16 protein-coding genes and 1 riboswitch are annotated in these 14,082 nt (G+C 75.1%); of the genes, 8 read left to right on the forward strand and 8 right to left on the reverse strand.

Annotated features, from left to right (window positions below):
• The 3 genes from IN07_RS10865 to pdhA form a co-directional block, all read right to left on the reverse strand.
• The coding region (locus tag IN07_RS10865) for a biotin/lipoyl-containing protein (protein ID WP_036335817.1) at positions 1–579 on the reverse strand (579 nt) is incomplete at its 3' end.
• On the reverse strand, positions 579–1,556 hold the full coding sequence (locus IN07_RS10870) for an alpha-ketoacid dehydrogenase subunit beta (protein WP_036335819.1): 978 nt from the start codon (positions 1,554–1,556) through the stop codon (positions 579–581). The genes IN07_RS10865 and IN07_RS10870, both read right to left, overlap by 1 nt.
• Positions 1,553–2,692, reverse strand: coding sequence for a pyruvate dehydrogenase (acetyl-transferring) E1 component subunit alpha (gene pdhA, locus IN07_RS10875; protein ID WP_036335820.1), 1,140 nt, complete (start codon positions 2,690–2,692; stop codon positions 1,553–1,555). Before pdhA ends, IN07_RS10870 begins: the two co-directional genes overlap by 4 nt.
• A 228-nt stretch (positions 2,693–2,920) precedes the next feature.
• Here pdhA and IN07_RS10880 point away from each other — a divergent pair, with 228 nt between their 5' ends.
• Both IN07_RS10880 and IN07_RS10885 read left to right on the forward strand, forming a co-directional pair.
• Positions 2,921–3,412 carry an Lrp/AsnC family transcriptional regulator gene (locus tag IN07_RS10880; protein WP_197058437.1) on the forward strand — a complete coding sequence of 164 codons (492 nt, stop codon included), beginning with the start codon at positions 2,921–2,923 and terminating at the stop codon, positions 3,410–3,412.
• A 59-nt stretch (positions 3,413–3,471) separates the two neighbouring features.
• A complete protein-coding gene (locus IN07_RS10885; protein WP_156119133.1) occupies positions 3,472–4,056 on the forward strand; it encodes a hypothetical protein in 585 nt (194 codons plus the stop codon).
• A 10-nt stretch (positions 4,057–4,066) separates the two neighbouring features.
• Here IN07_RS10885 and IN07_RS10890 read toward each other — a convergent pair whose 3' ends face one another.
• Positions 4,067–5,536, reverse strand: coding sequence for an AAA family ATPase (locus IN07_RS10890; protein ID WP_052091137.1), 1,470 nt, complete (start codon positions 5,534–5,536; stop codon positions 4,067–4,069).
• A gap of 70 nt (positions 5,537–5,606) precedes the next feature.
• Positions 5,607–5,858, reverse strand: coding sequence for a DUF3253 domain-containing protein (locus tag IN07_RS10895; RefSeq protein WP_036335823.1), 252 nt, complete (start codon positions 5,856–5,858; stop codon positions 5,607–5,609).
• A 45-nt stretch (positions 5,859–5,903) separates the two neighbouring features.
• Here IN07_RS10895 and IN07_RS10900 point away from each other — a divergent pair, with 45 nt between their 5' ends.
• The 3 genes from IN07_RS10900 to IN07_RS10910 are packed head-to-tail and all read left to right on the forward strand — an operon-like array spanning position 5,904 to position 8,111.
• On the forward strand, positions 5,904–6,857 hold the full coding sequence (locus IN07_RS10900) for an aldo/keto reductase (RefSeq protein WP_036335824.1): 954 nt from the start codon (positions 5,904–5,906) through the stop codon (positions 6,855–6,857).
• A gap of 42 nt (positions 6,858–6,899) precedes the next feature.
• Positions 6,900–7,418, forward strand: coding sequence for a hypothetical protein (locus tag IN07_RS10905; protein WP_036335825.1), 519 nt, complete (start codon positions 6,900–6,902; stop codon positions 7,416–7,418).
• Between the two features lie 57 nt (positions 7,419–7,475).
• Positions 7,476–8,111, forward strand: a complete 636-nt coding sequence (locus tag IN07_RS10910; RefSeq protein WP_036335826.1) for a pyridoxamine 5'-phosphate oxidase family protein — start codon at positions 7,476–7,478, stop codon at positions 8,109–8,111.
• Between the two features lie 3 nt (positions 8,112–8,114).
• Here IN07_RS10910 and IN07_RS10915 read toward each other — a convergent pair whose 3' ends face one another.
• The 3 genes from IN07_RS10915 to IN07_RS10925 all read right to left on the reverse strand — a co-directional run bounded on the left by IN07_RS10915 (position 8,115) and on the right by IN07_RS10925 (position 11,089).
• Positions 8,115–9,443, reverse strand: coding sequence for a serine hydrolase domain-containing protein (locus IN07_RS10915; RefSeq protein ID WP_036335827.1), 1,329 nt, complete (start codon positions 9,441–9,443; stop codon positions 8,115–8,117).
• Between the two features lie 7 nt (positions 9,444–9,450).
• Positions 9,451–9,798, reverse strand: a complete 348-nt coding sequence (locus IN07_RS10920; protein WP_052091139.1) for a DUF3817 domain-containing protein — start codon at positions 9,796–9,798, stop codon at positions 9,451–9,453.
• Positions 9,799–9,997: 199 nt separating this feature from the next.
• Positions 9,998–11,089, reverse strand: coding sequence for a C40 family peptidase (locus IN07_RS10925; RefSeq protein WP_231558141.1), 1,092 nt, complete (start codon positions 11,087–11,089; stop codon positions 9,998–10,000).
• A 109-nt stretch (positions 11,090–11,198) separates the two neighbouring features.
• Positions 11,199–11,355, reverse strand: a riboswitch (cyclic di-AMP (ydaO/yuaA leader).
• Positions 11,356–11,524: 169 nt separating this feature from the next.
• Between IN07_RS10925 and IN07_RS10930 the strand changes: the two genes are divergently transcribed.
• Genes IN07_RS10930 through IN07_RS10940 form a run of 3 tightly spaced genes read left to right on the forward strand, consistent with a single transcriptional unit; the run spans position 11,525 to position 14,077 of the window.
• Complete coding sequence (locus IN07_RS10930; protein WP_036335829.1) at positions 11,525–12,070, forward strand: hypothetical protein; 546 nt, start codon at positions 11,525–11,527, stop codon at positions 12,068–12,070.
• A gap of 4 nt (positions 12,071–12,074) precedes the next feature.
• On the forward strand, positions 12,075–12,527 hold the full coding sequence (locus tag IN07_RS10935; RefSeq protein WP_036335830.1) for a GNAT family N-acetyltransferase: 453 nt from the start codon (positions 12,075–12,077) through the stop codon (positions 12,525–12,527).
• Positions 12,524–14,077, forward strand: a complete 1,554-nt coding sequence (locus IN07_RS10940) for a phytoene desaturase family protein (protein ID WP_036335831.1) — start codon at positions 12,524–12,526, stop codon at positions 14,075–14,077. Before IN07_RS10935 ends, IN07_RS10940 begins: the two co-directional genes overlap by 4 nt.
• The last annotated feature ends 5 nt before the right edge of the window (positions 14,078–14,082 follow it).

Genomic DNA, 14,082 nt, shown 5'->3' on the forward strand with positions numbered 1-14,082 from the left:
CTCGGCGGGACGGCGGGCCGCCGCCGCCTCGGCCGCCCGAGCGGCCTCCAGCCCACCGTGCCGGACCGGCTTCACCGTGGCGTCCGGTGCGGTGGCCAGCAGCGGCGGCCGGTCGCTGCCCGAGCCGTAGTCGGCCTCGGGGAGCACCTGCGGCGCCGTGGCGCGGGCGGCTGCGGCCTCGACCGGCTGCCCCCGGCGGGGACGGCGCTTGGCCTCGGTGCTGCGCGGGCCGTAGCCGACCAGCACCGCCGTCCGGCCGTTGGCGTTCGTCTCCCCGATCAACCCGGAGCCGGTGCCCTCGGCCGCCGATGCGTCCGCGGCCGGGGCTGCGCCACCACCGACGTCGATGGTGATGATCGGTGCGCCGACGTCGACCGTCGTCCCGGCGTCGAACAGCAGCTCGGTCACCGTGCCGGAGAACGGGCTGGGCAGCTCGACCGCGGCCTTCGCCGTCTCCACCTCGCACAGCGGCTGGTTGACGGTGACCGTGTCGCCCACGGCGACCAGCCAGGACAGGATCTCGCCCTCGGTCAGCCCCTCCCCGACGTCGGGCAGCTTGAACTGGCGCAGCTCGGCCATCAGAACCCCATCGCTCGGTCGACGGCGTCGAGCACGCGGTCGAGGTCGGGGAGGTAGTCCTCTTCCAGCTTCGACGGCGGGTAGGGGGTGTCGTACCCGCCCACCCGCAGCACCGGCGCCTCCAGCGAGTGGAAGCAGTTCTCGGTGACCCTGGCGGCGATCTCAGCGCCCAGGCCGAGGGTCACCGGCGCCTCGTGCACGACCACGCAGCGACCGGTGCGGCGCACCGACTCGTAGACCGGCCCGAGGTCCAGCGGGGAGAGGGTGCGCAGGTCGACGACCTCCAGCGAGCGGCCCTCCTCGGCGGCGGCGTCGGCGGCCTGCAGCGCCGTCTTCACCATCGGCCCGTAGGCGAGCACCGTGACGTCGTCGCCGCCGCGGACCACCCGGGAGCCGAACAGCGGGTCAGGGGCGCCGTCCGGGTCGACCTCGCCCTTCTCCCAGTACCGGCGCTTGGGCTCGAAGAAGACGACCGGGTCGGGCGAGGCGATCGCCTGCTGGATGCCCCAGTAGGCGTCGGCCGGGCTGCTGACGGCGACCACCTTCAGGCCAGCGGTGTGCGCGAAGTAGGCCTCAGGGCTCTCGCTGTGGTGCTCGACCGCGCCGATGCCGCCCCCGAAGGGGATGCGGATGACGATCGGCATCGGCAGCTTGCCCCGGGAGCGGGCGTGGATCTTGGCGACCTGGGTGACGATCTGGTTGTAGGCGGGGTAGACGAAGCCGTCGAACTGGATCTCGCAGACCGGCCGGTAGCCGCGCATCGCCAGCCCGACCGCGGTGCCGAGGATCCCGGCCTCGGCCAGCGGGGTGTCGACGACGCGGGCCTCGCCGAAGTCCTTCTGCAGGCCGTCGGTGATCCGGAAGACCCCGCCCAGCTTGCCGATGTCCTCGCCCATGAGCACGACCTTGCCGTCGTCCTCCATGGCCTTGCGCAGGCCGAGGTTGAGCGCCTTGCCGATGGTCAGCGTCTCGGTCACTGCTCCCCCTCGAACGAGGCGTGGTACGCCACGAACTCCTCGCGCTGCTGCGCCAGCTCCGGGGTCTGCTCGGCGAAGACGTGGTCGAACATCTCCGTCCCGGCCGGGTCGGGCATCTCCAGCGTGCCCTTCCGGATCCGGGCGGCGAGCTCGTCGCCCTCGGCGTCGACCCCGGTGAAGAAGTCGGCGTCGGCGATGCCGGCGCGGGACAGGTGCGCCTTGAGCCGGGCGATCGGGTCGCGCAGCTTCCACGCCTCCAGCTCGCTGGCCAGCCGGTAGCGGGTCGGGTCGTCGGAGGTGGTGTGCGCGCCCATCCGGTAGGTGAACGCCTCGATGAAGGTGGGGCCGGAGCCCTCGCGGGCAGCGGCGAGGGCCGCCCGGGTCACGGCGAGGACGGCGAGGACGTCGTTGCCGTCGACCCGCACGCCGGGGAACCCGAACCCGGCGGCGCGCTGGTACAGCGGTACCCGGGACTGCCGCTCGATCGGCGCGCTGATCGCGTACTGGTTGTTCTGGCAGAAGAAGACGACGGGAGCGGCGAACGACGACGCCCAGATCATCGCCTCGTTGACCTCGCCCTGGCTGGTCGCCCCGTCGCCGAGGAAGGCCAGCACCGCGCTCTCCGCGCCGTCGCGCTGCACGCCCATGGCGTAGCCGGTGGCGTGCAGGGTCTGCGCGCCGATGACGACGGTGTAGAGGTTGAAGCTGTGGGCGACCGGGTCCCAACCGCCCTGGTCGACGCCGCGGAACAAGCTCATCACGTGCAGCGGGTCGACGCCCCGGGTCCAGGCGACGCCGTGCTCCCGGTAGGTCGGGAAGGCCATGTCGCCCTCGGCGAGCGCCCGGCCGGCGCCCACCTGGGCCGCCTCCTGACCGAGCAGCGAGGCCCAGATGCCGAGCTCCCCCTGGCGCTGCAGGGCGGTCGCCTCGACGTCCCACCGGCGGACCAGAGCGAGGTCGCGGTAGAGGGCGCGCAGCTCCTCGTCCGAGATGTCCAGGCCGTAGTCGGGGTGCTCGACCCGCTCGCCCTCGGGGGTCAGCAGCTGGACCAGGTCCGGCTGGCCCGGCAGGTGTGGCGCTCCGGCGCCCGGTACGGGATCGACCACCTCGGTGGTCTTCTGCTGCAACGCAGTCACGCCACTCTCCTCGCCGTCTGGCCTTGCCGCCTCGACGGAGCCCGGGGTCACCGGAGCGCCCGTCGCTGGACGTCCATGCGGCGCCGGAGTGTGGCGCCACTCACATATGGTGGCACGCCGGACCGCGTGTGCAGAAGATCACTCGCCCGCCGATCTGCGCAACCACCTCTGCTGCCATTGCGCAGAAAGGGCACTGCCGGACCGCCCTCCCATGTCAGACTGAGCAACGTGCCCGCCCTGGACGCCACCGACGCGCGGCTGCTGCTCGCCCTGTCCGAGGACCCCCGGGCCACCGTCCTCGCGCTCTCCCAGCAGCTGGGCCTGGCCCGCAACACGGTGCAGGCGCGGCTGGTCCGGCTCGAGTCCAACGGCGTCCTGGACCCCTTCGAGCGCCGGGTGCGGCCCGAGGCGCTGGGCTACCGGCTGGGCGCCTACGTCACCGTGCAGGTCGTCCAGCGCAGCCTGGCCGACGTCGGGGAGGCGCTGGCCGCGATCCCCGAGGTGCTGGAGGTCATCGGGCTCTCCGGGGTCGCCGACCTGCTGGTCCAGGTGGTCGCGGTCGACGCCGACGACCTGTGGCGGATCACCGAGCAGGTGCTCGCGATCCCCGGCGTCCAGCGCACGGACACGAACCTGGCGCTGCGCCGGTTCGTCGACCACCGGATGACCCCGCTGCTGGAACGCGCCGCCGGGTCCCTCCCGGTCACGGACGCGGACTGACGTCCGGCCCGGCCGTCGGCGAGACCTGATCGAGACCCTGCCCGAGCAGGCTCTCGGCCATGGCACGGACGACGACACCGATCGCGGTGCTCGTGGCCGCTCTGGCCATGGTGGCCACCGGCTGGGTCCTGGCGACCCCGGCCGCGGCGTGCAGCTGCGCCGGGCTGGCCACCACCGAGCAGTTCGCGCGAGCGGACTCCGTCTTCACTGGGCACCTGGTCTCCCGCGAGGTCCGCGGCGGCTCGCACAGCGACGACCCCGCTCTGCACGTGTTCGCCGTCGACGCGGTGTTCAAGGGCACGGCGCACGCCCGGCAGGGCGTCGTCTCGGCCGCCTCGGGCGCCAGTTGTGGCATCGAGCTGTCGGGTGACGGACCGTTCCTGGTCTTCGCCGGCGGGCAGGACGGCGGCCCCCAACGCGCCGACCTCTGTGGTGGCACCGCGCCGGCCGCACCGGAGCTGGTCGCCGAGGTCCGGGCGCTGAGCGCGGCGGAGGGCGCCGCCGTCGACCCGCTGCCCGGCGCCGCCGGCACAGAGCTGCGGTCCGCGCCGCAGCCCTGGGCCGGCGTGCTCGTCGCGGCGGGCGCAGGCCTCGTCCTCCTCACCGCCCTGCTGGTGCACCGGTCCCGGCGCCGCGGCGCCTGATCGGCGCACCTCAGCCCGGGGCGCTGCCGAGGAGGGTGCGGGTCATCGCGTTGCGGGTGTCGAGCAGCTCGTCCAGCGCGCCGGAGAGGTCGGCGGCGGACACGCTCAGCGGCCCGGTGCCGGTCCGCTGGGCCGCCAGCAACGCCGCCCGGCGCAGCAGCTCCTTGAGGAACGACGCGGTCACGCCCTCGGTCCGGGCCAGGACGTCGTCCAGCCCGCTGGTGTCCACCTCCAGCCCGCGCCGGTAGAGCTCGAACAGCGCCCGGCGGGCCTCGGCGTCGGGCAGCCGCAGCTCCACCGCCTGGTCCACCCGCCCCGGCCGCGCCGCCAGCGCCGGCTCGAGCAGGTCGGCCCGGTTGGTGGTCAGCACGAAGACGACGTCGGCGTCCTCGGCCAGCCCGTCCATCTCGTTGAGCAGCTGGAACAGCAGCGGGTGCTGACCGGGGTGCATGCCGCGGTCCTCGGCGATCAGGTCGACGTCCTCGATGACCAGCATCGCCGGCGCCAGCGCGCGGGCGACCGAGCAGGCCTCGGCGATCAGGTGCAGGGCGTTGCCGGTGAGCTGGAGGACCGTCGTCCCGGTCAGCCTGCTGGTCAGGTACCGCACGGTGTGCGTCTTGCCGACGCCGGGCGGCCCGTACAGCAGCACGCCGCGCTTGAGGTGCTGCCCGGCGGCGAGCAGCTGCTCCTTGTGCCGCGCCACCTCCACGACCTGGCGCTGCACCTCCGCGAGCGTGTCCGCGGCGAGCACCAGCTGGTCGGCGGCGAGGGTGGGCCGACGGTGGAACTGCAGCAGCGTCTGGCCGTGGCCGAACACCTCGGCGCCGAAGGACAGCACCTGCCCGCGGAACACGTTCTGCGCCATCGCCGCGGCGCGGATCTCCGTCGCGGCCCGCGCAGCCAGCTCCGGGTCGGTGCTGACCACCTGCACCGTGGTGTTCGGCAGCCCCGACTCCGGCTCCGGGCCGCGCACCAGCACCGCGGTCCGGGCCGGCCCCTCGGTCACCAGGTAGACGCCGCAGCGCACGCACGGCCGGGACTCCCCGTCCGGTCCGGCCGCCCGGTTGACCCGCGAGGCGTTCCCCGGCCGGGGCCCGTACGGGTCCTGCGCCTCCGGCCCCGCCGACAGCAGCTCCCCCAGCCCGAACGGCCGGTGCTGGAAGCCCACGACGCCGACCAGCTGCCAGGCGCGGTCCGCGCCGGCCAGCCAGGTGTCCAGCCCGGCCTGGACGTTCACGTGCTCGTAGCCCGGCCACGCCTCCTCGACGACGTCGAGCTCGGCACCCGCCGGACCGAGATGGGCCAGCAGCAGGCCGGACAGCGTCGTCCGGTCCTCGGCGCGGGCCGCCCCGACGACTGCCCGCACCCCGCGGCGCACCAGTTTGCCGACGTCGGCCAGCTCCGGCCGGGGTGCCGCGGTGGGCGGCGGGTCGAACTCGAGCCTCAGCTCGGACCGGTACGCCTGTCCGTCGACCGCCACGCTGCCCCGCTTCCCGTACGCCGGTGGAGATCGCACGGTAGCGACGCACCGGCCCGCGGGGACAGCCGTTTCAGCAGGGCCGGCGGACCCGCACCGGCCCGCGCGCGGTGGCGACGTCGACCACCGCGCCGGACTGGGTGACCTCGACCGTGCCCGCCGCGGCCAGCCGTCCGGCCGCCGAGCGGGCGGCGGGCATCAGGTCCCGCCAGCCGTCGGGGTCGACCGCCCGGGCCGCCTCCGACGGGCAGATGGACGCGCCGGGACGACGCTGGTCCAGCAGGGCGTCGATGGTCTGCTCGAGCAGCCGGTCGGCGTCGTCCACCCGGTCAGGATGCCCCGGCCGCCGTCCGGGTGCTGGGATGGGCACGTGCCCCACGACTCCGTTGCCCAGCTGGGTGTCGGCCTGGCCGCCGTCGGCCGGCCTGCCTACCTCACCCTCGGCCGGGACGCCGACCTGCCCGCCGACCGCGCCCCCGCCGTCCTCCAGGCCCGCACCTCCGAGCTCCTCGACGCCGCGACCGCGCTGGGCATCCAGTACGTGGACACCGCGCGGTCCTACGGCCGCGCCGAGGAGTTCCTCGCCTCGTGGCTGCGCGCCACCGGCGCCGCCCCGTTCGTGGCCAGCAAGTGGGGCTACCGCTACACCGCCGACTGGCGCCCGGACGCCACGGTCCACGAGGTCAAGGAGCACACGGAGCCCGCCTTCGAGCGGCAGCTGGCCGAGACGACGGCGCTGCTCGGCCCGTGGCTGAAGCTGTACCAGGTGCACTCGCTGACCGCCGACAGCCCGCTGTGGACCGACCGGCCGCTGCAGCACCGGCTGGCCCAGCTGCGCGCCGACGGCGTCGAGCTGGGCTTCTCCACCTCGGGGCCGACCCAGGCCGATGCGGTGCGGCGCGGGCTGGAGCTGACCGTGGACGGCGCGCCGCTGTTCACCAGCGTGCAGTCGACCTGGAACCTGCTGGAGCCCTCGGCCGGGCCGGCGCTGGCCGAGGCGTCGGCCGCCGGCGCCCGGGTGGTCGTCAAGGAGGGTGTCGCCAACGGCCGGCTGACCGACCGGGGCAGCGCGGCGGACTCCCCGCTGGCCGCTGCTGCACGGGAGCGCGGCGTCGGGGTCGACGCCCTCGCCCTGGCCGCAGCCCTGGCCCAGCCGTGGTGCGACGTCGTGCTGTCCGGCGCGGTGACCGTGGCGCAGCTGGAGAGCAACGCCGCCGCCCGCACCCTGGACCTGACCGCCGCTGATCCGACGGCGGCGGGCTGGGTGCAGCCCGAGGAGCCGGCGGAGTACTGGTCCGCCCGCAGCCGGCTCAGCTGGCGCTGACGGTCGTTTCGCCCGCCCGGCGGTCCGGGTAGGGCCGCGACCATGGCCAAGCACACTCCGTTCGGGACGATCGGCAAGGGCAAGCGCGGGATCAGCACGCTGGGCTGGGTGCTCCGCGGGGCCGCCGCCGGCGCAGCGGGGACGACCGCGCTCAACGCCGTCACCTACCTGGACATGGTCGGCCGGGGCCGGGGCACCAGCTCCACCCCCGAGCAGACGGTCGAGGTGCTCGCGGAGAAGGCCCACGTGTCGATCCCGGGCGACGAGGAGACCCGGCAGAACCGGGTCCAGGGCCTCGGCCCGCTCACCGGGCTGGCGGCCGGGGTGGGGGTCGGGGTGCTCGCCGGGCTCGCCCGCGCGGCCGGCTTCCGCTCCCAGCCCCTCGTCGGGACGGCGCTGACCACGATCGGCGTGCTCATCGGCACCAACGGCCCGATGACCGCGCTCGGGATCACCGACCCGCGCACCTGGTCGGCCACCGACTGGGTCAGCGACGTCGTCCCACACCTGGCCTACGGCGTCGTCGTGAAGACGACGATGGACGCGTTCGACCTCGCCTGAGGAGCCACCCCGGTCGCGGTGGGCCTCGGGACGGGGCCGTTGGGCCAGACTGGCCCCGTGGACGAGATCACCACCGAGGCGGAGCTGCGCGAGCTGCTGGGTGAACCGGCGCCCCGCGCCGCCACCAAGGACCGCCCCTGCCTGGACGCCATCGACCGGGACTGGCTGGCCGCCTCACCGTTCTGCCTGGTGGCGACCTCCGCGGCCGACGGCAGCTGCGACGTCTCCCCGAAGGGCGACCCGCCCGGGTTCACCGTCGTCCTGGACGACCGGACGATCGCGCTGCCCGAGCGCGCCGGCAACCGCCGTGCCGACGGGTTCCGCAACATCCTGACCAACCCGCACGTCGGGCTGATCTACCTGGTGCCCGGCCGCAGCGACACCTTCCGGGTGCAGGGCCGGGCCCGCCTGGTGCGCGACGAGGACCTGCTGGACCGGATGCTCGTCCGCGGACACCGGCCGCTGCTGGCCATGGTCGTGGAGATCGAGTCGGTCTTCTACCACTGCGCCAAGGCGTTCCTGCGGTCGCAGCTGTGGGACCCGGCGACCTGGGATCCCGGGGCGTTGCCCTCCCGGGCCCGGATCGCGCACGCCCAGGAGGCTGCCGCCACGCCACTGGCCGAGCTGGAGCAGTACTACGGCGAGCAGTACGCCGCCGGCCTGTACCCCAGCGCCCGACCGCCCGGCACCTGACGCCTAGGGCGCCGTCCAGCCGCGTTCGTCGACCCCGCCGGGCACGGGTGCCTCGGGGTCGTAGGGCGTACGGGTGAGCACGAAGGTCGCCAGGTCCAGGTGGTCGGGGGCGATGCGCAGCGTCTCGCCGGCGTAGTAGCCGTCCAGCCCGACCCACGTGCCGTCCGCGCGGGGAGCGAACCGGCTCGCCCGGCCGGGCCGGCCGGGCAGCGGCCCCAGGTGCAGCAGGCCACCGGACTGGGCACGCAGCACCAGCGGGGCCGGCCCCCAGAACCAGACGCCGAGCAGGTCGAGCGGCAGCGGCGGCGGGGACGGCGCCCAGGCGTCGACGATCCGGGGCTCGGCGGCCCGCAGGTCGGCCAGCAGCCCGGGCACCAGCGGGTCGAGCCCACTGGTCGTGCTGGCCAGCATCACCGCTCCGGCCTGCTCGGACCGGTCGACGAAGACCCCCGCGAGGAAGCCCGGCATCGAGCCGCCGTGGCCGATGAGGGTGTGCCCGTCGACGCGCAGCACCTGCACCCCCAGCCCGTAGGCCGACCACCCGGGGGACGACGAGTCGATCCCGGCCGGCACGGTCATCTCCTCCAGCGTCGCCGGGGAGAGCACGTCGCCGGTGTCGCCGAGCAGGAAGGCGGCGAACCGGCCGAGGTCGGCCAGCGTCGCCCACAGCTGGCCGGCCGCGGCCATGATGCCGGCGTCGTGCTCGGGCTCGGGCAGGACGACGTCCGCCCACGGGTGCACGGCCGCACCCTGTGCCGCCCGACCGGTCGGCCGCGGGGTGGTGCGCGCCATGCCCAGCGGCAGCAGCACCTCGTCCCGGACGACCTCGGCCCAGGAGCGCCCACGATGTCGGGCGACCAGCTCACCGAGCAGCCCGAACCCGAGGTTTGAGTAGTGGAAGCGGCGTGCGCTGCCCAGGACGACGTCGTCGTCGGTCAGCCGCAGCTCGGCCAGCGTCCCGCCGGGGACGCGCTCCCACCAGCCGCCGGGGCTCTCCGAGCTCGCGCCGGCGAGGTGGGCGAGCAGCTGGCCCACGGTGCGCTCCCCGAAGGGGGTGCCGGGGACGTGCTCCTCGAGCAGGTCGTCCAGCCCCAGGCGGCCCTCGTCGCGGAGCCGGAGCACGACCAGGGCCGTCACCGTCTTGCTGATCGAGCCCAGCCGGTACTGCACGTCGGTGTGCGGCTCGGCGACGTCGCCGCGACCGGCCGACCAGGCCAGCCCGCCGTCCCGGACCACGCCCGCGACCAGGCTGGGTGCCCGGCCGTCGCGCTGGACCCGGGCGGTGCGGGCCAGCAGGGCGCGGGCGGTGGCGGGCAGGACGGGGGTGACCATCGTGCGCTCAGCCGACCCGGACCGGCCTGGTGGCGTCGACCGGCAGCCGGCCGGTCCGCCGGGCCCAGCGCTCGAACCAGATGGTCACCAGCGGCGGGATGGAGGCGGCCAGCGCCAGCAGCCCGGTGGCCGGCGTCCAGCGGAGCACCCGCCACGCCAGCAGGGTGACGACGACGTAGACCACGAACACCGCACCGTGGACCGGGCCGAACACCTGCACGCCCAGCTCCGAGGCCTCCAGCACCCGCTTGACGAACATGCCGGCCAGCAGGAGCACCCAGGAGACGGCCTCGGCGATGGCGACGACGCGGAAGACGCGGGCGACCCTCGTGGGGTCGGTCAGTGCGGCGGGCACGGTGCTCCTCGGGGTGGGCGTGGGTGGACTGCTCCTCATCGTGCCCGGCGGGACGGGCCGCCGGTGCGCGGACCCGGGTGATCGTCGCCACCGGCGATCAGCCGCACCGGACCCCGACGCAGCGGGCCCGGACGCGCCGGTGCCCCGGCCGCCGTCAGGCGACCGGGGCACCGGCGGGTGTCGCGGGGTGGTGCAGCTGTCAGCCGGCGACCCGACGCATGGCGGTGATGGGGCCCATGGCGTCGATGCTGGCGACCTTGACCACGTCACCCGACGTCGGCGCGTGGACCATCTGGCCGTTGCCGATGTAGATGCCGATGTGGCTGACCGGGCTGTAGTAGGCGATCAGGTCGCCCGGCTGCAGCTCGCCGCGGGAGACCGCCCGGCCCGACGCCGCCTGCTGACTGCTGCTGCGGGGCAGGTTGACCCCGGCCGAGGCGTAGGAGTACTTCACCAGCCCGGAGCAGTCGTAGGAGTTCGGGCCGGTGGCGCCCCAGACGTAGGGCTTGCCGCGCTGGGCCATCGCGGTGTTCACCGCGGTGGCGGCAGCGCCGCTGCTGGCCACGACCGGCGCGGCCGGTGCCGGCGCCGGTGCGGCGACGGCGGCGGAGCGGGACACGGACGGAGCGGCGGCGGCGGGGGCCGTGCGCTCGTCTCGCGAGGCGGTCTGGGCGTTGTTGCGCTCGGCCGCCGCGGCAGCCTGGGCCTCGCGCTCGGCTGCGGCCTGAGCCGCTTCTGCGGCCGCGTGCTGCTCGGCCAGGATGCGGGCGCGCTCGCGCTCCTCGGCGGAGAGCCGGTCGTACTCGGCCTGGTACTCGGCGATCTGCTCGTTCAGGTCGGCCTGCTGGGCAGCGACCTCAGCGACCTGGGCCTCCGCGTCGGCGGCGGCCTTCTCGGCAGCGGCCTTCGCCTCGTCGGCGCTGACGGTGGCCTCCTGCGCGACCCCGAGCACCTCGTTGTTGTGCCCGGCGATGCTGTCCAGCGTGCCCATCCGGTCGAGCATCTCGTCGGCGGAGGAGCTGGTGAGCATGGCCTGCATCGAGGAGAGCTGCTCACCGGTGAAGGCGCTGCGGGCGACCTGGCGCACGTGGTCACGAGCCTCGACCACGGCCGCCTCGGCGGCGACGAGCTCGGCGGCGGCAACGTCCGAGGCGGCCTTCATGCTGGTCAGCACGTCGGTCGCCTCGTGCATCTTCTCGGTGACGACCTCGAGGTCGTGACCGCGGGCGGCGATGAGCTCGGCCGCCTCCTGCGAGGTGGTGGGTGTTTCAGGAGCCGCCAGGGCGGGCACCGGAGCGAGGGCTACGCCACCCGCGACAAACAGAGTGAGCAGGGCCCGTCGGCCGTTGCGGCCACGACGGACAGAGGTGTGCGAACTCGCCATGTTCGGCGGGTGTGTCCTTTCTTCCACCTGCCGCCTACCGAGTTAGCTGACGGGTTCGGGCGGGAAGTCGCCCGGCTCCGCGAGGCCCGCGAACGGGCCGTGCAGAGCTTCACCCCAGTGCTGCGGTGGGTCCCCGGTCCACGAGCCCGCGAGTGTTGCGGCGAGCCGTGTGGTTCGGCGGCGGTCCTGTCGGTGGTCACCCGGGTGGGCGACTGCGCTGCCCGTCAGGACCGCTGGTGACCGTACGTGCGTTATGTGCTCGTGACAAACGACTGGGGTGAATTTGTGGAAATCCCCGGGCGTGTGCTCCAACACGCTCACCGAGCGTGACAGGCTCGCCGGGTGGAGGGGCTGGCACGGCGGGAGTTCTGCCTCGTGCTGCTCCGTCGCATGGCCGACACGCGACCCGACCTGGTCGCCGAGGCCCTGCCGATCATCGGCGCCGACCGGGCCGAAGTGCATGCCGCGCACCGTCGTTGGCGCGCGCTCCATCACACAGAGCGAGCACCGCGCGGACTCGCGCTGCGCGCTGCCGTGCTGGGTCCACCCGCCGAGCAGGAGGACCGCAAGTTCGGTGACGTCGACCTCGTCGTCCGGCGGTGGCCGCTGCCGTTGTGGCCCCACCTGCGGTGGGAGGTGCTGGGCGGCCCGGACGGCGCGGTGCTCCACGAGCAGCTGGTCCGCGCGCCCGGTTCCGCGGTGCCGGCGGCCGCACCGGGAGCCCTGCGCGTCTGGGAGCACGTGGTGGACGACGTCGTGACCCTGCCCGGCGCGGCCGCGGTGGACCCCGGCGTCCCGAGTCGTCTCGAGGTGCACCTCCCCGGCCGGGTGCGGGCGAGGTTCGTCTGGGGGCTGCTGCAGCAGGTGGACGACGGCGCGCCAGGATGACCTCGTGCCGAACCTCTCCGCCGCCTCGTGGGACGACCCGGACGTCGCCGCGCTGACCGCCGCCCAGCAGGTCGAGCTGCGGGCCCGCTACGGCGGTGCGAGCGAGCCGGGGGTGCCGCCGTCCGCCGCCGACGTCGCCGTCGTCCTCCTCGCCCGGGACGACGACGGCACGCCGATCGGCTGCGGCGCACTGCGGCCCCTCGGGGACGGCACCGCCGAGCTCAAGCGGATGTACGTCGTCCCGGCGGCGCGTGGTCGCGGCGTCTCCCGGCTGCTGCTCACCGGGCTGGAGGCCGAGGCGGTGGGGCGGGGCTGGACCACCGTGCTGCTGGAGACCGGACCGCGCCAGCCCGAGGCGATCGGGCTGTACACCGCGGCCGGCTACCGGCCGGTCCCGGCGTTCGGGCACTACGTGGACGACCCGTTCTCGCTCTGCTTCGCCCGGGAGCTGGCGTGAGCACCGCAGCCCGGTACGACGCCATCGTGGTGGGCGGCGGCCACAACGGGCTGGTCGCCGCCGCCTACCTGGCCCGCGCGGGCTGGTCGGTGCTCGTGCTGGAGCGGCGGCCCGTGCTCGGCGGCGCCGCGGTCAGCGAGCAGGTCTTCCCGGGCGTCGACGTCCGGCTGTCGGCGTACTCCTACCTGGTCAGCCTGCTGCCCGATCGGGTCGTCACCGACCTGGCGTTGCCGATCACCCTGCTGGACCGGACGGTCGCCTCCTACACCCCGCTGCGCCGCGGCGGTGCGGCCACCGGGCTGCTGGTCGAGCGGGACGAGGGGCCGGAGACGGCGGCCTCCTTCCGCGCCCTCACCGGCTCGGACGCGGAGTTCGCCGGCTGGCAGCGCTTCTACGGCCGGCTGACCACCCTCGCCGAGGACCTGGCCCCCACCCTGACCGGACCGCTGCCCAGCGAGGCGGCGCTCCTCGCGCGCCTGCGGGACCCGGACATCTGGCGCGACCTGCGGGAACGGCCGCTGGCCGACGTAGTCGCCGACCACCTGACCGACGACGAGGTCCGGGGCATCGCGCTCACCGACGGGCTGATCGGCACCTTCGCCGACGTGCACGCCGCGGACGGGCTGGCCGGCCGGTGCTTCCTGTACCACCTCGTCGGCAACGGCACCGGCCGCTGGCGGGTGCCGGTCGGTGGGATGGGCGCGGTCAGCGGCGCGCTCGCCGACGCAGCCCGGGCGCGCGGGGCCGCACTGCTCACCCGCGCCGAGGTCACCGCGGTCGAGACCCGGGCCGACGGCGTCACCGTGCACTGGACCGACGCCGACGGGACGGCGCACGCGGCCGACGCCGGACACCTGGTCTGCGGTGCGGCCCCGGCCGTGCTCGACGAGCTGCTGGGCACCGCCCCGGCGCCGCGGCCGTCGGGGTCGCAGCTGAAGGTGAACATGGTGCTGCGCCGGTTGCCCGGGCTGCGGTCGGGCGCCGACCCCCGCCGGGTGTTCAGCGGCACCGTGCACGTCGACGAGGCGGCCGGCCAGCTCGACGCCGCGTACGCGCAGGCTGCGGCCGGGCAGCTGCCCGAGGTGGTCCCCTTCGAGGTGTACTGCCACTCGCTCACCGACCCGTCGATCGTCGGCGACACCGGGCTGCACACCCTGACCCTGTTCGGGCTGCACACGCCGGCCGAGCTCTACGCGGCCGACCCCGTCGGCACCCGGGCGGAGGCGGTGCAGCGGGTGCTGGCGCAGCTGGACGCCCACCTGACCGAGCCGCTGGCCGACTGCCTGGCCACCGACGGCGACGGGCGGCCGTGCCTGCAGGCGTCCTCGCCGCTGGACGTGGAGGCGTCGCTGGCGATGCCGGGCGGGCACATCTTCCACGGTGACCTGTCGTGGCCGGTCGCGCCCGACCCCGCCGCCGTCGGCACCTGGGGCGTGGCGACGGCACACCCGCGGGTGGTCGCCGCCTCCTCGGGCGGCACGGTGCGCGGCGGTGCGGTCAGCGGCCTCGGCGGATTCGCCGCTGCGCAGCACCTGCTCGGCGGCCACTGAGCGGA

It is taken from the genome of Modestobacter caceresii (assembly GCF_000761485.1).
Taxonomy (GTDB): Bacteria; Actinomycetota; Actinomycetes; order Mycobacteriales; family Geodermatophilaceae; genus Modestobacter; species Modestobacter caceresii.